This window comes from Brevibacterium sp. 2SA, from assembly GCF_005502845.1.
GTDB lineage: Bacteria > Actinomycetota > Actinomycetes > Actinomycetales > Brevibacteriaceae > Brevibacterium.
In genome coordinates this window covers 1-16,560 of the sequence record NZ_SCMW01000039.1, presented here as the reverse complement: position 1 = coordinate 16,560, position 16,560 = coordinate 1, and the positions used below count along the sequence as shown (strand labels likewise).

15 protein-coding genes are annotated in these 16,560 nt (G+C 67.5%); 3 read left to right on the top strand and 12 right to left on the bottom strand.

Translation table 11 applies throughout. The features are described 5' to 3' along the window. The 8 genes from FFS20_RS12955 to FFS20_RS12920 are packed head-to-tail and all read right to left on the bottom strand — an operon-like array spanning window position 1 to window position 8,035. Entirely contained in the window at window positions 1-951 is a 951-nt protein-coding gene (locus tag FFS20_RS12955) for a copper transporter (RefSeq protein WP_137826259.1), read from the bottom strand. After that, window positions 948-2,198, bottom strand: a complete 1,251-nt coding sequence (gene steA / locus FFS20_RS12950) for a putative cytokinetic ring protein SteA (RefSeq protein ID WP_137826258.1) — start codon at window positions 2,196-2,198, stop codon at window positions 948-950. Before steA ends, FFS20_RS12955 begins: the two co-directional genes overlap by 4 nt. Window positions 2,199-2,213: 15 nt before the next feature. Beyond that, complete coding sequence (gene recN / locus FFS20_RS12945) at window positions 2,214-3,917, bottom strand: DNA repair protein RecN (protein ID WP_137826257.1); 1,704 nt, start codon at window positions 3,915-3,917, stop codon at window positions 2,214-2,216. A gap of 1 nt (window position 3,918) precedes the next feature. Next, window positions 3,919-4,860: an NAD kinase gene (locus FFS20_RS12940; protein ID WP_171007082.1), complete on the bottom strand. Its 942-nt coding sequence runs from the start codon at window positions 4,858-4,860 to the stop codon at window positions 3,919-3,921. Further along, window positions 4,857-5,660 carry a TlyA family RNA methyltransferase gene (locus FFS20_RS12935; protein WP_137826256.1) on the bottom strand — a complete coding sequence of 268 codons (804 nt, stop codon included), beginning with the start codon at window positions 5,658-5,660 and terminating at the stop codon, window positions 4,857-4,859. Before FFS20_RS12935 ends, FFS20_RS12940 begins: the two co-directional genes overlap by 4 nt. Continuing rightward, complete coding sequence (locus FFS20_RS12930; protein ID WP_137826255.1) at window positions 5,657-5,899, bottom strand: hypothetical protein; 243 nt, start codon at window positions 5,897-5,899, stop codon at window positions 5,657-5,659. Before FFS20_RS12930 ends, FFS20_RS12935 begins: the two co-directional genes overlap by 4 nt. After that, the gene (locus FFS20_RS12925) at window positions 5,892-6,965 is read right to left on the bottom strand and encodes an HAD-IIA family hydrolase (RefSeq protein WP_137826254.1); all 1,074 of its coding nucleotides are present in this window, start codon (window positions 6,963-6,965) and stop codon (window positions 5,892-5,894) included. Before FFS20_RS12925 ends, FFS20_RS12930 begins: the two co-directional genes overlap by 8 nt. Beyond that, window positions 6,962-8,035, bottom strand: coding sequence for a hypothetical protein (locus FFS20_RS12920; protein ID WP_137826253.1), 1,074 nt, complete (start codon window positions 8,033-8,035; stop codon window positions 6,962-6,964). The genes FFS20_RS12925 and FFS20_RS12920 overlap by 4 nt, the downstream gene beginning before the upstream one ends. Here FFS20_RS12920 and FFS20_RS12915 point away from each other — a divergent pair. Then, the gene (locus FFS20_RS12915) at window positions 7,976-9,355 is read left to right on the top strand and encodes a hypothetical protein (RefSeq protein WP_137826252.1); all 1,380 of its coding nucleotides are present in this window, start codon (window positions 7,976-7,978) and stop codon (window positions 9,353-9,355) included. The genes FFS20_RS12920 and FFS20_RS12915 overlap by 60 nt on opposite strands. On the opposite strand, the gene FFS20_RS12910 is transcribed toward FFS20_RS12915, so the two are convergent. The 4 genes from FFS20_RS12910 to FFS20_RS12895 are packed head-to-tail and all read right to left on the bottom strand — an operon-like array spanning window position 9,298 to window position 12,896. Next, window positions 9,298-10,110, bottom strand: a complete 813-nt coding sequence (locus FFS20_RS12910) for an IclR family transcriptional regulator (RefSeq protein WP_249356843.1) — start codon at window positions 10,108-10,110, stop codon at window positions 9,298-9,300. The genes FFS20_RS12915 and FFS20_RS12910 overlap by 58 nt on opposite strands. Then, the gene (locus tag FFS20_RS12905; protein WP_171007081.1) at window positions 10,043-10,558 is read right to left on the bottom strand and encodes an RbsD/FucU domain-containing protein; all 516 of its coding nucleotides are present in this window, start codon (window positions 10,556-10,558) and stop codon (window positions 10,043-10,045) included. The genes FFS20_RS12910 and FFS20_RS12905 overlap by 68 nt, the downstream gene beginning before the upstream one ends. Then, window positions 10,558-11,331: an SDR family oxidoreductase gene (locus FFS20_RS12900; RefSeq protein WP_137826250.1), complete on the bottom strand. Its 774-nt coding sequence runs from the start codon at window positions 11,329-11,331 to the stop codon at window positions 10,558-10,560. The genes FFS20_RS12905 and FFS20_RS12900 overlap by 1 nt, the downstream gene beginning before the upstream one ends. Window positions 11,332-11,357: 26 nt before the next feature. After that, window positions 11,358-12,896, bottom strand: coding sequence for an MFS transporter (locus FFS20_RS12895; protein WP_249356842.1), 1,539 nt, complete (start codon window positions 12,894-12,896; stop codon window positions 11,358-11,360). 527 nt (window positions 12,897-13,423) lie between these two features. On the opposite strand from FFS20_RS12895, the gene FFS20_RS12890 reads away from it, so the two are divergent. Continuing rightward, entirely contained in the window at window positions 13,424-14,908 is a 1,485-nt protein-coding gene (locus tag FFS20_RS12890) for an aldehyde dehydrogenase family protein (RefSeq protein ID WP_137826249.1), read from the top strand. After that, window positions 14,905-16,560, top strand: a 1,656-nt coding sequence (locus FFS20_RS12885) for a GMC family oxidoreductase N-terminal domain-containing protein (protein WP_249356841.1), incomplete at its 3' end; no start/stop codon positions are given. The genes FFS20_RS12890 and FFS20_RS12885, both read left to right, overlap by 4 nt.

Below are 16,560 nucleotides of genomic sequence, written 5' to 3'. Positions count from 1 at the left end.
TCAGACCTTTCCGGGCAGGACCGCTTCGGCGTCCGAGGCGAAGCCCCAGTGGCCGTGGGTGCCGTTGTTGGCCGCCGCGATCGCGCGGACGGTGATGATGGGTCCGGCGCCGAGGCCGAGGCCGTCGACGGTCGAGGCCCGGGACTTCTCGGTCCGCAGGACGTTGACGAGCCCGTTCTGGGCGGAGCCGGCGTCACCGGCGACGACGACGGCCTTCGATTCAGCGGTCAGGGCGTTGACGAAGTCGGTGATGACTTCGCGGGTGGCCTTGTCGCCGGTCGCCTCGGGACTCGGCTGCGTCTCGTCGGCGAGCTGGGAGTTCTCGTCGTCGACGATGACGAAGAGCTCGGTCGTGCGGTGGTCGGTGTCGGTGCGCAGCCGGCCGGCGTCGACGAAGGCGTTGTAGAGCTCCGTGGCCTTCGCCTCGGCGTCGTCGCGCTCCTGTCCTTCGGTGATCATCGACGCCCGGCCGGTGAGGGCGATGACGAGCGCCGAGCGCAGCGCGGTCGCATCGTCGGCGGGCAGGCCCGGGACGATGCCGCGCAGGGTGGTGAGGAAGTCACCGGAGCCGTCGACGGTGAGCGTGTCGTCGACGAACGCGACGTCACCGGCGATCTGACCGCCGGCCTCCTGGATCCGGTTGGTCACCTGTTCGACCTGCTCGGCGTTCGCCTCGGGGCCGGTGATGACGGTGATCTGCGTGTCGTTGAGGGTGCCGCCGATGAGTTCGGGGGCGGCGGCGGAGACGAACTCGTTCTGCTTCTCGATGTTGCCGCCGGCGGCCTCGAGCTGGGTGCGCAGGTCGTCGCGGTCGGTGCGCAGGGCGTCGACCTGGCTCTGCAGTGACTCCCCGATGGGCTCCTTGAGGGGGCCGGCGCCGAGGACGATGCCGACGGCGAGGGCGAGGAACACCGAGACGAGGGAGACGAGATGGTAGCGGAAGTCGATCACGAGGCAATCCTTGATTCGAGTCCGGCGCGCAGGGCACCGGATGATTCTGTCGCAGCGGTGGGGTCGCCGCCGAAGAGGGAGCCGATCCAGCCGAAGACGCCGTCGAGCTGCGCGGCGATGAGACCGAGGAAGGTCTGACCGGCCGCGGTGGCGGCCATCGCGACGCCGAGGGCGACGAGGCCGGCGATGATGAGGACGGTGAGCTGGAGGCTCGAGATGCGCTGGCGGTAGAGCAGGGAGACGCCCTTGGCGTCGATGAGCTTCGACCCGACGCGCAGGCGGGTGAGGAACGTCGAGGCCATGCCCTTGCGGCCCTTGTCGAGGAACTCCATGAGCGTGTCGTGGGTGCCGACGGCGACGATGAGGTCGGCCCCCTTGTCGTCGGCGAGCAGCATCGCGATGTCCTCGCTCGTGCCGGAGGCGGCGAAGGCGACGCAGTCGACGCCGAGGGCCTTGACGCGCTCGGTGCCCGGGGAATGGCCGTCGCGGTAGGCGTGGACGACGATCTCCGCGCCCGAGGTCAGCGCGGAGTCGGACACGGAGTCCATGTCGCCGACGATCATGTCGGGTTTGTACCCGGCTTCGAGGATCGCGTCGGCACCGCCGTCGACGCCGATGAGCAGGGGCCGGTATTCGCGGATGTAGGGGGCGAGGATCGCGAGGTCTTCTTTGTAGTGGTAGCCGCGGACGACGATGAGGGCGTGCCGACCGTCGAAGTCGGTGCGGACCTCGGGGACGACGAGTTCGGCGGAGAGGAGGTCGGAGTCCTTGCGGATGTACTCGATCGTGTTGTCGACGAAGTCGACGAGCACGGAGTTCATGCCGGCTTCGGCCTCGTGCATGTCCTCGGCGATCGTCTCCGGGGTCTGCGCGACGCCCGCGGCGACCTCCTTGCCGTCGAGGTAGACGGTGCCGCCGTCGATGCTGATCTCATCGCCTTCGGTGATCGCGTCGAAGATCTCCGCACCCGTGGCGTCGATGAGCGGGATGCCGGCGTCGACGATGATCCCGGGGCCGAGGTTCGGGTAGCGTCCGGAGATCGACTTGTCGGCGTTGATGACGGCGACGGGACGGCACGCGACGAGGGCTTCGGCGGAGACGCGGTCGATGTCGGAGTGCTTGATGACCGCGATGTCACCGGCGGTCAGGCGCTTCGTGAGGTCCTTCGTCCGGCGGTCGAGTTTCGCCGGTGCCGGGTCCGATCGGGTCGGGACGGTGGGGGTCTCCCTCGTTCTGCGCGCTTTCATGGTTCGCCCATTCTCTCACGAAGGCGTCGGCGCACCGGCTTTGACCTGCCGGGCGGAGTCGAGGAGCTCGGCGGCGTGGGCTTTCGCCGAGGCGGAGTCCTCCATGCCCGCGAGCATCCGCGAGAGTTCGATCACACGTTCGTCCTCGGTGAGTTCGCGGACCCCGGAGCGAACGGTCTCCGCGTCATCGTCCTTGACGATCGTCACGTGCGTGTCCGCCCACGCCGCGACCTGCGGGAGGTGGGTGACGACGATGACCTGGGCGTGCCGGGCGAGGGCGGCCAGGCGCCGGCCGATCTCGACGGCCGCCTTGCCGCCGACGCCGGCGTCGACCTCGTCGAAGACGTACGTCGGCACCCCGTCCTCGGCGGCGCGGACGACTTCGATGGCGAGCATGACGCGGGAGAGCTCACCGCCGGAGGCGACCTTGCCGATGTCGTCGCCGGGCGAGGAGTCGTGCGGGGCGAAGGTGAGGCGGATGTCGTCCATGCCGTGGGTCGTCGGTTCCCGTTCGGAGATCTCGAAGGCCACGGCGGCCTTCGGCATCGACAGAGCGGTGAGCTCGCGGCTCACCGCAGCCGAGAACGTCACAGCAGTCGCTTCGCGCAGGGCCCGCAGGGCCAGACCCTTCTCCCGCATCGCGGCTTCGGCGGCGGCGAGTTCGGCGTCGAGGTGGTCGAGGTCGGCGTCCTCGGCTTCGAGTTCGGTGAGTTCAGCGGCCGCCCGGGTCTCGAAGTCGAGGACCTCGGTGACCGTCTCGCCGTAGGGGGCGAGCGAGCCGAGTTCGGCGCGGCGGGCCTCGGTCTCTTCCAGCGAGGTCTCCCCCAGCTCATCGAAGCCGGAGAGGTACGAGCTCAGTTCCGCCGCGGCGTCGGAGAGGCGCAGCACGGTGTCGGAGAGGCCCTCGCGGATCCGGGCGAGCTCCGGGTCGGTGCCCTCGACGTCGCCGAGGCTGCTGATCGCCTCGTGGACGCGGTCGACGGCGGCCCCGGTCTCCTCGAGCTCGGAGCCGAGCAGGAGGTCGTGGGCGGTGCCGACGGCACGGGTGATGTCCGCTGCGGCCCCGAGCTTCGCCGCGAGCGCCGTCAGCGCCTCGTCCTCGCCGGGCACGGGGCGCACGGCGTCGATCGCGTCGAGGCAGCCGCGCAGCCAGAGGATGCGCTCGCGCCGGGCCGCGGTCGAGTCCTTGATCCGCGCGACCCGGGCGACGGTCTCGCGCCAGGTCTCGTACGCGGTTGCGTAGGCGGCGGCCGCCTCGGCGAGCTCAGCGCCACCGGCTGCGTCGAGGAGCCGGCGTTGGGCACCTGCACCCTTGAGCCGCAGCTGCTCGGACTGGCCGTGGAGGGTGATGAGGTCGTCGGCGATCTCGGAGAGGACGGAGATCGGCACGGTCCGTCCGCCCGCGGTCGCCCGGGCCCGGCCCTTGGAGGCGACGGTGCGGGAGATGATCGCGTCGTCGTCAGCGCTGCCGCCGGCCTCCTCGATGCGGACCTGGACGGGGGCGGGGACCTCGGTGAAGATGCCTTCGACCTCGGCCTTGTCCGCGCCCTTCCGGACCACCCCTGAGCCGACCTTCTCCCCCATGAGGAGGCTGAGGGCGGAGACGAACATCGTCTTGCCGGCACCGGTCTCACCGGTGACGACGGTGAAGCCGGGGGCGAGTTCGACCTCGGCTTCGGCGATGACGCCGAGGTGGGTGATGCGCAGTTCGGAGATCACGTCAGCCTCCTTCGATCGGTCCCCGCCAACCGGAGACGGGCAGGCGGAACTTCGCGACGAGACGGTCGGTGAACGGTCCGGTGTGGAGGCGGGCGAGCTTGATCGGGGATTCCGAGCGCTTCGCCTCGACGCGGGAGCCGGCGGGCAGTTCGAGACCGCGGCGCCCGTCGCTCCAGAGGACGGCGGCGAAGTCGGGATTGGACGGGGTGATCTCGACGCCGAGGCGGGAGTTGGGGTTGACGACGAGCGGTTCGGTGAAGAGGGCGTGGGCGGAGATGGGGACGAGGAGGAGGGCTTCGACGTCGGGCCACACGATCGGTCCGCCGGCGGAGAACGAGTACGCGGTCGAACCGGTCGGGGTGGCGAGGATGACGCCGTCGCAGCCGAAGGAGGACACAGGTCGGGAGTCGACGCCGAGGACGACGTCGATCATCCGCGCCTTCGAGGTCTTCTCCACGGTCACCTCGTTGAGGGCCCATGCCTCGTAGATGATCTCGCCCTCGTGCCACACGGCGACGTCGAGGGCGAGACGCTCCTCGACGAGGTAGTCACGGGCTGCGGCACGGTGGACCGCCTCGTCGAGGTCCTCCTTCTCGCTTTCGGCGAGGAATCCGACGTGGCCCAGGTTGATGCCCATGAGGGGGACGCCGGAGCCGTGGAAGCGCTCGGCTGCGCGCAGGATCGTGCCGTCACCGCCGAGGACGATGACGAGTTCGCACTTCGCGCGCCATTCGGGCAGGTCGCTGGCGTTGATGATGACGCAGCGGGAGAGGAGCTCCTGGTGGACCGCGGGATAGGAGCTGCGGGAGGCGATGACGAGGATCTCCTCGTCGAGGACGACGGGGGTGATGCCGGCGTCGAGGAGGGCCTTCCACACCTGGACGGCGGCGACGGCGGAGTCCTCGCGCTGGGGGTGGAGCAGCACCATGATGTAGCGGCTCACGACTCTCCTTCCATGATCTCATCGAGGCGGACGGTGATGGCCGCCTCGTCGAGCCTAGCGGACTGGGGTGCACTCGATTCGGGTCGAACACGCAGGAAGTACTCGCGGTTTCCGCTGGGACCGGGAAGCGCCGAGGCGGCGATGCCGGTGACGTGTGCGCCGGTGGCGGTGAGCGCGGTGAGGACGGAGTCGAGTGCGCGGCGCCGGTCGGCTGTGCGGGTGACGACGCCGTGCTTGTCGAGGACGGACCGGGCGAGTTCGAACTGGGGTTTGACCATGAGGAGGAGCTCGCCGCCGGGGCGGACGGTGCGCAGCAGCGGCTCGAGGAGGAGGCGCAGGGAGATGAAGGAGACGTCGGCGACGACGAGGTCGACGCCGGGGACGTCTGCCTCGGCGAGGTCACGGAGATTGAGGCCTTCGCGGACGTGGACCCGCGGGTCGGTCCGGAGGGTCGGGGCGAGCTGGTCGTGGCCGACGTCGACGGCCCACACCTCGGCGGCACCCCTGCTGAGGAGGACCTGGGTGAACCCGCCGGTCGAGGCTCCCGCGTCGAGGGCGCGGATGCCGTCGAGGCGGTCGATGCCGAAGTCGTCGAGGGCGCCGAGGAGTTTGTGGGCGCTGCGGGCGACCCACGGGTCGGGGTCGTTCACGGTGAGCGTGTCGGTCGCGGCCACCTCGGCGGCGGGTTTCGTCACGGTGATGCCGTTGACGCTCACCCGGCCGGCGGCGATCTCCCGCGCCGCGCGGGAGCGGGAGGCGAGGAGACCGCGGGCGACGAGTTCGCGGTCGAGTCGGCTCACAGGGAGCCCACCTGACCCTCGAGGTCGTCGAGGAGGTCGGAGATGCGGGCGTGACGGTCCGCTGCCGGGGCCTCGGCGGTCTCGGTGAGGTTCGCGCGCCACGCTTCGGTCGGCACGTCCTTGTTGACGGTGCACGGGGTGGGTGGCGATGTCGGAGTCGGTGCGCCGGGTGTCGGGGTCGGCGTCGGAGCTCGTGGCGTGGGCGGCTCCGGCGGCGTCGTGTGCTCGGCGTCAGTCATCGATCCTCCTCGGCAGGTTCCCCGGCGCAATCCTCTCACCGGAGTCGATGGCTGCCCATGCGAGGCGCAGTGCGGATTCGATCGCCTCCGGAGAGGTCAGCGCTGCCTCGGCGAGCTGGAGCTTCCCGTCGACGATCCGCACTCCCCCGTCTGCGGCCTGGGCGCCCGAGTCGGGCGCGTCGGCGCGTTCTGGCGCGGCGGCGTCGAGGACACGCGGCAGGTCGGCGAGCGTCGGCAGCACGAACGCGGGCCGGCGGATCGGGTCGGCGGCGAGCGCATCGTGGAGGTCGTGGACGCCGGTGAGGACGAGTGCGGAGTCGAAGCCTGCCCGGTTTCCGCCTTCGATGTCCGTGTCGAGGCGATCGCCGACCATGAGGGGCCGCAGCGCGCCGAGGCGGTGGCCCGCATGCGTCATGACGTCCGGTGAGGGTTTGCCGACGATGTGCGGCGTCCGGCCGGTCAGCCGCGCGAGCATGTCGACGAACGCGCCGTTGCCGGGGACTCGGCTCGCGGGGCCGACCATCGAGAAGTCGGGGTTGGTCGCCCACCAGTCGAGTCCGGCTGTGATCGCTTCGGCGGCGCGCACGATGCCCGCGTAGTCGATGTGGGGGTCGAGTCCCTGGGCCAGGGCGACGGGTGAGTCGTCGAGTGACCCGACGATGTCGAGGCCCTCGGACTCGAGGGCCTCTCGCAGGCCGGTGGTGCCGACGAGGAGGATGGGCGCGCCGGGGCCGAATTCCTCGGACAGCCGTGCCGCGAGGACCTGCGCCGAGGTGATGACCTCCGCGGTCGCGGTCGGTATGCCGAGAGCGGAGATGTGGTCGGCGACGACCTCGGCGGTGCGGGTGGCATTGTTCGTCACGTAGCCGACGGGGATGCCGCGTTCGTGCAGGTCGGCGATGCCGGCGACGGCACCCGGGATGGCGTCGGGGCCGTGGTAGACGACGCCGTCGAGGTCGAAGAGGACGCCGTCGATCGGCGTCCCCGCGGGGGCGCCGACCTCACCGGCGACGTCAGTCGCACCGGTGACGTCGGTCGCACCGGTGACGTCGGTCGCCGGGGTCACCGGTCTCCGTTCGCCGAATCCGATCCCTGGGATTCGTCGGCAGCGTCGGCTGCTTCGGTGCCGGTTGAGTCAGTACCGGTTGAGACGGACTCTGCACTTTCGCTGTCTGCGTCAGCGCTGTCGGAGTCTGCGTCAGCGCTGTCGGATTCAGCGTCGGCAGCGGCTTCGTTGTCGGCGTCGACGTCGGCACTGTCCGCTTCGGCGTCGGCGAGGATCTCGTCGAGTTCGGCTTCGATCTCGTCGTCGGAGACCTTGACCTTCTTCAGTTCCTTCTCCGACACATGGGTCTTCGACTTCGGGGCCGCCTCGGCGGCTGGCGTCGGCTCAGTGCCTTCAGCGTCGGTCGATTGGGTCTGGGACTCGTCGGTCTCTGTCTCCTGGGACTCGTCGGTCTCTGTCTCCTGGGACTCGGTCGCGGACTCACCGGAGTCGGAGCTTCTGTCAGACTCGCCGGATTCGATGTCAGACTCGCCGGTCTCGGACTCCGCATCGGCGGCGGTCTCGGACTCCGCGTCCGCGGCGGTGTCGCCGTCCGCCTCGGCGAGCTCCTCGTCGGGGATCTCTTCGATGGTCTCGATCTCGACGCCGAAGTTCGGGTCGGGCTCCTCGTCGCCGAAGAGCGTTCCCGTGGCCTTGGCCGTGCGGCGGGAGAGCTCCTCGTACTTATCGGCGAGTTCGGTCTCGCCGTGGAGACGGAGGACGTCGGCGTAGGCGGCCATGAGGCGCACGAGGGCGCCCGTCGGTCGCTGGGTGAAGTCCTCTGCCTCGATGAGTCGGCGGGCAGCGGCGAGGTCGCCCTGGTCGGACTTCGCGCCGGCGGCGACGATGACGAGTTCCGTGCGGGTGTCGTTGTCGAGGTCGGCGTCCTTGGCCCAGTCGAGGAGCTCGAGGGCCTTCTCCGGCTTGCCGCGGCCGCGTTCGGCGTCGGCGATCAGTGCGATGTTCTCGTTGGACCCGGAGATGCGGCGGTGTGTGCGCAGTTCGCGGACGGCTTCGTCGTACTTCTCGACGTGGTAGGCCGCGATGCCGAGGGCTTCGCGGACGAGGCCGACCCGGCCGGCGCGAGCCATGGCCGCTTTCGCGTGTTCGTAAGCGCGTTCGGGATCGGTGTCGAGGAACGCGCCGGTGGCGACGAGGTGCTTGGCAACAGTCTCCGCGTTCTCCTTGTCGAGCGAGCGCAGCTGACCGCGGATCTCCTTGTCGAGTTCCTGGCCGGTGATGCCTTCGGGAATCTCGGGTTCGTCGACGCGGGGGCGGCGGGCGCGCTGTTCGCGTGCGTAGTCGCCGGTGTCGGTGGCGCGGGAGGCGCGGCGATCGTTCGAGTTGCGGCCGTGTCCGCCGCGGTCGTTGCGGCGGTCACCGTGGTAGGAACCGCGGCGGTCGTCCTCGCGGCGGTCACCGCGGTAGCCACCTCGGCGATCGTCGTCACGGCGGTTGCCCTGGTACCCACCCCGACGATCGTCATCGCGGCGGTCGCCCCGGTATCCGCCGCGGCGGTCACCATCGTTGGAACGGCCGCCACGGAATCCACCCTGACGATCGTCGTCACGGCGGTTGCCCTGGTAGCCGCCCCGGCGGTCACCATCGTTGGAACGACCTCCGCCGAAATCACCTCGGCGATCATCGTCATTCCGACGGTTGCCCTGGTAGCCGCCGCGGCGGTCACCATCGTTGGAACGACCTCCGCCGAAACCACCTCGACGGTCATCGTCATTTCGACGATTGCCCTGGTAGCCACCTCGACGGTCATCGTCGTTCCGGCGATTTCCTTGGTAGCCGCCGCGACGGTCGTCATCCCGGCGATTGCCCTGGTATCCACCTCGGCGGTCACCATCGTTGGATCGGCCGCCACGGAATCCGCCCTGACGATCGTCGTCACGGCGGTCGCCCCGGTATCCGCCCCGGCGGTCATCGTCATTTCGGCGATTTCCTTGGTAGCCACCTCGGCGATCGCCGTCGTTGGAACGACCTCCGCCGAAACCACCTCGGCGATCGTCATCCCGGCGATTGCCCTGGTAACCCCCGCGACGATCGTCGTCACGGCGTTGACCCTGGTAGCCGCCTCGGCGGTCATCTCTGCGATCGGACTGACGTGGCCCGCGGGCTCCTCGCGACGACGGGGAGTCCTGTCGACGATTGCGACTGCCTCCGCGATTGTCGTCGCCCGAGCGGCGGTTGTGCTGGCTGTCTCGCGAATCCCCTTGGGCCACGATTCTCCCTATAAAGACTTTTCAATGATTCCGATCCATTCTAGTCCACGACCGGTGGCGGCATCGGCGAGGAAAGGCCAACATCTGTTGCCTCCCCGCAGAGATCTGGAGACAAATACACATCACGGGCCGCTCGATTCGCCGTGTTCCCGGTGGCTCTGTTCGGGGCTGGACGCCTGATCACGCCACCCGAGGTCGTGACTGATCGCACTGGTCGTCTCCACAAGCTCGGGAAGGCTCTTCTCAAGTGCCGCAAGGTCGAGGCGGGTGCGGAAGGCGGTGATGGACACGGCCCCGGCTACGTCCCCTCCGTGGTCGAAGACGGGAGCTGCGATGCAATTCGACAAGTCGTCGTACTCACCGTCGTCGTAAGACCAGCCGCGCTCCTGAACTCCCGTCAGTACGCGTTCGTAGTCCTCACGGTGTGTGATCGATCGCTCAGTGTAGGCAGGGAACTCTGCCCGCGAGAGAATCTCATGACGACGTGAACTCGGAAGGAACGCGAGGATTGCCTTCGCGACGCCGGCGGTACTCACGACTACCTCACCACCGATCTCCGTGTTGAGAACAATTGAATCCCGTGGCTCGATCTTGTCGACATACCTGATGCGACTGCCGTCGGGCACCGCGAACTGCACAGTGAGACCCAGTAGGGTGCTCAGCTGCTGCAGGTGGGGATGGGCGAGGCCGCGCAGATCAAAGTGAGCCATCGCAGACTTCGCCAGAGCCGCGAGACGGAATCCGGTGCCGAACTTGCCGGGTTCGGTCTGTCTGATGAGTCCGGCTTCCTGCAGCGTCAACAGGGTTCGCAATGCCGTCGTGCGGTGCACTCCGAGGCTGGCGGCGATTTCGGCCGCGGTCTGCGGCTCAGCGCTGCACAGCTCCAGGATCTGCACTGCGCGAAACACCGTAGAGCTCATGTTCTCGTTGTCCATTTCTCTCAGGGCGCTGGCCCGGCGGACCCGATAGGAGCCGAGTCACCCCGATGCGCAGCAGTGCGTTCGCGAAGCGGCGGGTGTCGCCCGTCACCACACACAACCCTAAATCCTCCGACCGGGTGAGGGCTTTGAAGTCGTCGCGCTCCACACGATCGTGCGTGACATTGCCGACGGCCCTGGCGATTTGGCTCCCCACGGCGGCGAGCTCGTCGGTGGGGGCGATCATGGTCGTGACGGATTCGATGGCGATAGTCCGCGCAAGGCAGCCTGCGACGTCTGGGGTGAGCGGCGTGTCCGGAACGATAGCGGTATGGACCACGACCGCTCTTGGGTTCGTCGAAGTTGCCACGGCGAAATGTGCGTCGGTCACGAGGACGAGGGATCCATGACCCAGCCGAGCGAGCGATGACAGAATCTCAGGGTGGATGATCGGTGTTCGCAACATCAGCTGAAGAACTGTCCGCCGTTGACGTCGACGATCGCTCCGGTGACGAAGGAAGATGACGGAGACGCCAACCATGCCACCGTATGGGCGACGTCGGCCGGCACACCTGCGCGCCCGACCGGAATGCCTGCCACGGTCGAACTCTTCGATTCCGGGGAAGTGAACGTGTCGTGGAACGGCGTCGCTTCGATGAAGCCCGGTGCCACCGCATTGACGGTGATTCCGCGCTCGGCGACCTCGGAGGCGAGACCGCGGGTGAAACCGAACAATGCTGCCTTCGAAGTGGCATATGCGGTGGCACCGGCGTGCCCACCACTGCGCCCGGCGAGAGACGCCACGGTGATGATTCGTCCTCCCGCTCCCATCAGCGGCAACATTCGCTTCGTCACGAGAAAGGTCGAGTCGACGTTGAGCACTTGGACTCGGCGGAAGAGCTCATAGGACATCTCGGCGATGGTCGACCGTTGGATGAGCCCGCCAGCGTTATTGACGAGTATGTCCACCCCACCGATGCTTTCGATCTGTGCACCGAGGTTGGCAACTTCGGCCTCGACGGTGAGATCGGCGGCGACCGCCACCGGTTCCTGCCCGTCGATACTGATGAGGCGTGCAAGGGCCTCATCGTCCGGACGGTGGGAGCGATAGGTGACGGCGACGCGAGCGCCGCGAGCTGCGAGCGACTCTGCGATCGAGGCACCGATGCCGACCCCGCCTCCTGTGACGAGTGCAAGTTTTCCGGCGAGTTCATAGTTCGCGTTGGAGGGTGTGTTCATGGAGGTCCCTTTCTGGATCGCGCCAATCAGACGCTGTGTGAACTTGTGGACTGCGAGATGCGGAAGGCCAACTCCGTGTTCCCCTCAGGTCGGCGCCCGGCGAAGACAACTGTGGCGATCGCCGTGGCTCCGAGGGCCGAGGCGAGGAACAGCACTCCGGCCTGCGTCGAACCCGTCGCATCGATGAGCCATCCGACAACGACCGGTGAGACGAAACCGGCAATATTTCCCACCGATCCGACGAGCGCGATGCCAGCTGCTGCGGCAGGACCGACGAAGAGACTCGCCGACATTGAGAGCATCGGCCCGATGGCCGTGTAGACGCCTATCGACACGACGCATAGCGCGGCTATTGCCAAAATCGGGGAAAAGGCCAGACTGAAGCCGGCAACTACGAGGCCCAAAGCGGCCGTCCCGAGGCTGACAGCGACGTGGAGGGCACGCTTGCCCGTGCGATCGGCGCGGCCACTCCACCACAGCACGAAGGACGCTCCTGCCGCGTAGGGAACAGCGACGACGAGGCCGCGCTGTAGTGGTGCGAAGTCGCCGAGTTCGGAGACGATCGATGGGAGCCAGAATGCAAGTCCGTAGATGCCGAGCACCATTCCGAAATTGAGCAGCGCGTATCCCCAAGCCAGCGGACTTCTCAGGGCCACGGAGAACGACGCTCCAGTGGAGGCGATCCGTACGGCGTCCTCGGCGATGGTCCTCTCCAGAGCCGCCTTCTCCACGTCGGTCAGCCACCTCGCTGCGGCGGGATGATCGGTCATGACAAAGGGCACGATGAGGCCGAAGATGACGGCGGGGAACCCTTCGACGAGAAACATCCACTGCCAACCGTGCAGCCCAGCGATGCCGTGCATCTGCAGCAGGAGACCACTGATCGGTGCTCCAAGCATGTTCGCGATCGGTTGGGCAAGGACGAAGACACCGAGGATCGCGGCGCGCTGTCGAACGGGAAACCACAGGGTCAGATAGAACACGACCGCGGGAAAGAAGCCCGCCTCAGCAATCCCGAGGAGCAACCTCACGATCGAGAACGACACGTCGTCGACGACGAATGCCGTGCCCATCGCAAGCAGCCCCCAGGGAATGAGGATGCGGGCGATCCAGCGCCGCGCACCGAACCGATGCATCCCGGCGTTGCTGGGGATCTCGAAGATCGTGTACCCGATGAAGAAGAGGCCGGCGGCGAGGCCGAACGCAGAGGCGCTGAGGTTGAGCGATTCGCTCATCTCCTCACGAGCGAAACCGACGTTGTTCCGATCGAGGTAGGCGATGAAGTACAGGATGCAGACCAATGGGAGGATCCGCCATCGCGCCTTGCGCAGTGCACTGGCGAGCGGGGATTCAGGGGTGACGGTGGCAGACGACATGAGACTCCTTCGGCGCAATATCGCGGCAATGCCTTGAAACTGCAAAGCACTGGGAACGGACTGCGGTGTCCGCTCGGTTGTGCGTCGGCTCGCGGACCCACTCGGGATAAACGAATCAACGACATCCCGACGGTACATTGTTTGCACCTTCAGTGCAATATATGCACTCTTTCTCAAAGTGCTGGCCATGAGCTTGTCCGGGTACCGATCCGCTTTCCGCCGCGACACCCTGTGGTCGCGAACACGTCATGACAGGCCGGAATGCCGTTCTCCGTTCACCGAAAGCGACCGTGAGACTCCCAGACCTACCAGGTGGTACGGGACGTCTGCTCTGTTAGACTCTCTCGCGAACCGATCAGTGCGCCCCGATTCCGGGGCATCCACCCATGCGCATGCAGACAGTGGGGTATTCATGGCCGCAGGCACACCGACAGCTGAGAGCCTGCACACGGTTTCACATCACTCTCGCCATCGCGAGACGCTTATGCAGGCGGCCGGACTCGGGGCGCCCGAATCCACCCCTGCGGGAAACCGTTCGCGATCCACCATCTCCCCCTTCGGGCCGGTCGGAGTGACCGCCGGCAAGTACACAAGACCCGACGGGGACACAGGACAATGACGCGAGGACACCGACTCACAGCCTCTGCCCACATCGCCGCAGGTCGTCGGCACCGCTGATCACAGCCCACGGATTCGAATCAGGAACAGGAGACATCGTGCCCAATACACTCTTCATCGATGGACAGTGGGTCTCGGCCCAGGACGGCAGGACCCGGGAGATCCACAATCCTGCCGATGACAGCCTCGTGGCCGTCGTCGACGAAGCCAGCCCGGCCGACACGGAGCTCGCGATCGCCGCGGCCCGCCGCGCCTTCGACTCCGGCGTGTGGTCGAGCGTGCCCGCCAGCGAACGCGGCGACTTCCTGCTGCGCTTCGCCGCCGCCCTGCGGGAGCGCAAAGAGGAGTTCGCCGTCGCCGAGTCACTCGACACCGGCAAGCGGATCGTCGAGTCGCGCATCGACATGGACGACATCGCGAACTGCTTCGACTACTTCGGCAAGCTCGCCGCCAATGATGCAGGCCGCATCGTCGACGCCGGTGCCGACTCTGTCGTCAGCCGCATCTCCTACGAACCGGTCGGCGTGTGCGCGCTCATCACCCCGTGGAACTACCCGCTGCTCCAGGCGGCGTGGAAGATCGCGCCGTGTCTGGCCGCCGGAAACACCTTCGTCCTCAAGCCCGCCGAGCTCACCCCGCACACGGCGATCATGACGATGCAGGTCATGGAGGAGCTCGGACTGCCGGCCGGTGTCGGCAACCTCATCCTCGGCGCCGGAGCCGATGCCGGTGCGCCCCTGTCGACGAGTGAGGACGTCGACATGGTCTCGTTCACCGGCGGACTTGTCACCGGTCGACTGCTCGCGGCCAACGCCGCGGCGACGGTGAAGAAGGTCGCGCTCGAACTCGGCGGCAAGAACCCCAACGTCGTCTTCGCCGACGCCGACCTCGATGCCGCCCTCGACAACGCCCTCAACGGCGCGTTCGTTCACTCGGGCCAGGTCTGCTCCGCCGGTGCCCGCCTCATCGTCGAGGATTCGATCGCCGAGGAGTTCGTCGACAAGCTCGTCGAACGCGCCTCGCAGATCCGCCTCGGCGGCCCGTTCGATCCCGACGCCGAGACCGGCCCGCTCATCTCCGCCGCGCACCGCGACAAGGTGACGAAGTACGTGGAGAAGGGAGTCGCCGAGGGCGCCCGTGTGCGCTGCGGCGGCAAGTGGGGCGAGGGCGACCTCGAGAACGGCTACTACTACCTGCCGACGGTCCTCGACAACGTCGAACGCGGAATGTCGGTCGTCTCCGATGAGGCCTTCGGACCCGTCGTCACCGTCGAGACGTTCTCGTCCGTCGACGAGGCGGTCGAGACCGCCAATGACACGATCTACGGTCTCGCGGGTGCCGTGTGGACGCAGGATGCCGGCAAGTGCCAGGAGGTCGCGGCGAAGCTGCGCCACGGCACGATCTGGATCAACGACTTCCACCCCTACCTGCCGCAGGCCGAGTGGGGCGGATTCAAGCAGTCCGGCTTCGGCCGTGAGCTGGGCCCGACCGGCATGGCCGAATACCAGGAGGCCAAGCACATCTACCACAACCTCGAGCCCGCCGTGACCGGCTGGTTCCCCGTCCACACCGAAAGCGAATGAGGAGAGACCACGTGGATACCACGCACAGCTTTGACTATGTCGTCGTCGGCGGCGGATCGGCCGGCGCTGCCGTTGCCGCTCGCCTGAGCGAGGACCCGAACGTCACCGTCGGCCTCCTCGAGGCGGGTCCCACCGACGTCGACGAAGACGTCATCCTCCGCCTCAACCGGTGGATGGAGCTGCTCGAGTCCGGCTTCGACTGGGACTACCCGATTGAGAAGCAGGAGCACGGCAACTCGTTCATGCGCCATGCCCGCGCGAAGGTCCTCGGCGGCTGCTCCTCGCACAACTCGTGCATCGCCTTCTGGGCACCGAAGGAGGACCTCGACGAGTGGGAGTCGAAGCACGGCGCCACCGGCTGGGGTTCGGCCGACACCTTCGGGCTCTACAAGAAGCTCGAGAACAACGAGCTGCCCGGTGACCATCACGGCCACGACGGTCCCGTGCGCCTGATGAATGTCCCGCCCGTCGATCCGTGCGGCATCGCCCTCCTCGAGGCGTGCGAAGAGGCGGGCATCCCCCGCGTCCAGTTCAACGAGGGCGAGACCGTCATCAACGGGGCGAACTTCTTCCAGGTCAACCGCAAGGATGACGGCACCCGGTCGTCCTCCTCAGTGTCCTACCTCCACCCGATCCTCGACCGTGAGAACCTCACGATCCTCACCGACACCCAGGCCAAGGAGATCGAGTTCGACGACGCGGGCAACGCCGTCGCCGTCCTCGTCGTCAACAACGCCTTCGGCAAGACCCACCGGATCGAGGCGACGAAGGAGGTCATCGTCTCCGCCGGTGCGATCAACACCCCGCAGCTGCTCATGCTCTCGGGCATCGGGCCGAAGGACCACCTCGCCGAGGTGGGGATCGAGGCCCGCGTCGATGCGCCGGGAGTCGGGGAGAACCTCCAGGACCACCCCGAGGGCGTCATCAGCTGGGAGGCCAAGCAGCCGATGGTCGAGGACTCGACCCAGTGGTGGGAGATCGGCATCTTCTCCCCCACCGAGGACGGACTCGATCGTCCCGACCTCATGATGCACTACGGGTCGGTGCCGTTCGACATGCACACGGTCCGGCAGGGCTACCCGACCGCGGAGAACACGTTCTGCCTGACGCCGAACGTCACGCACGCGCGCTCGCGCGGCACGGTGCGTCTGCGGTCGTGCGACTTCCGCGACAAGCCCCTCGTCGACCCGCGCTACTTCACCGATCCCGACGGCCATGACATGCGCGTGATGATCGCCGGCATCCGCAAGGCCCGCGAGATCGTCTCCCAGGACGCGATGAAGGACTGGGCGGGCCGAGAGCTGTTCCCCGGCACCGAGGCGCAGACCGACGAGGAGCTCGAGGACTACATCGTCCGCACCCACAACACCGTCTACCACCCGGTGGGCACGGTGAAGATGGGTGCCGCCGACGACGACTCCGCACCGCTTGACCCGCAGCTGCGCGTCAAGGGCGTCAACCGCCTGCGCGTCGTCGACGCCTCGGCGATGCCCGAGATCACCACCGTCAACCCGAACATCACCGTGATGATGATGGGCGAGAAGTGGGGTGTGACACTTCTCGTAGACAGTCGTTACCAGGAAGGCACGACAGGGAATCATGTCTACGAATCGCAGGACGTTCACGCCGGAGTTCAAAGCCGACGCGGTCCA

What these genes read in the sequence shown, in the direction of transcription:
- steA (WP_137826258.1), bottom strand. Translation starts at nt 2,198, where the DNA reads ATGAAAGCGCGCAGAACGAGGGAGACCCCCACCGTCCCGACCCGATCG.
- FFS20_RS12930 (WP_137826255.1), bottom strand. Translation starts at nt 5,899, where the DNA reads ATGACTGACGCCGAGCACACGACGCCGCCGGAGCCGCCCACGCCACGA.
- FFS20_RS12920 (WP_137826253.1), bottom strand. Translation starts at nt 8,035, where the DNA reads ATGGCTCGCGCCGGCCGGGTCGGCCTCGTCCGCGAAGCCCTCGGCATC.
- FFS20_RS12910 (WP_249356843.1), bottom strand. Translation starts at nt 10,110, where the DNA reads ATGGACAACGAGAACATGAGCTCTACGGTGTTTCGCGCAGTGCAGATC.
- FFS20_RS12905 (WP_171007081.1), bottom strand. Translation starts at nt 10,558, where the DNA reads ATGTTGCGAACACCGATCATCCACCCTGAGATTCTGTCATCGCTCGCT.
- FFS20_RS12900 (WP_137826250.1), bottom strand. Translation starts at nt 11,331, where the DNA reads ATGAACACACCCTCCAACGCGAACTATGAACTCGCCGGAAAACTTGCA.
- FFS20_RS12895 (WP_249356842.1), bottom strand. Translation starts at nt 12,896, where the DNA reads ATGGCCAGCACTTTGAGAAAGAGTGCATATATTGCACTGAAGGTGCAA.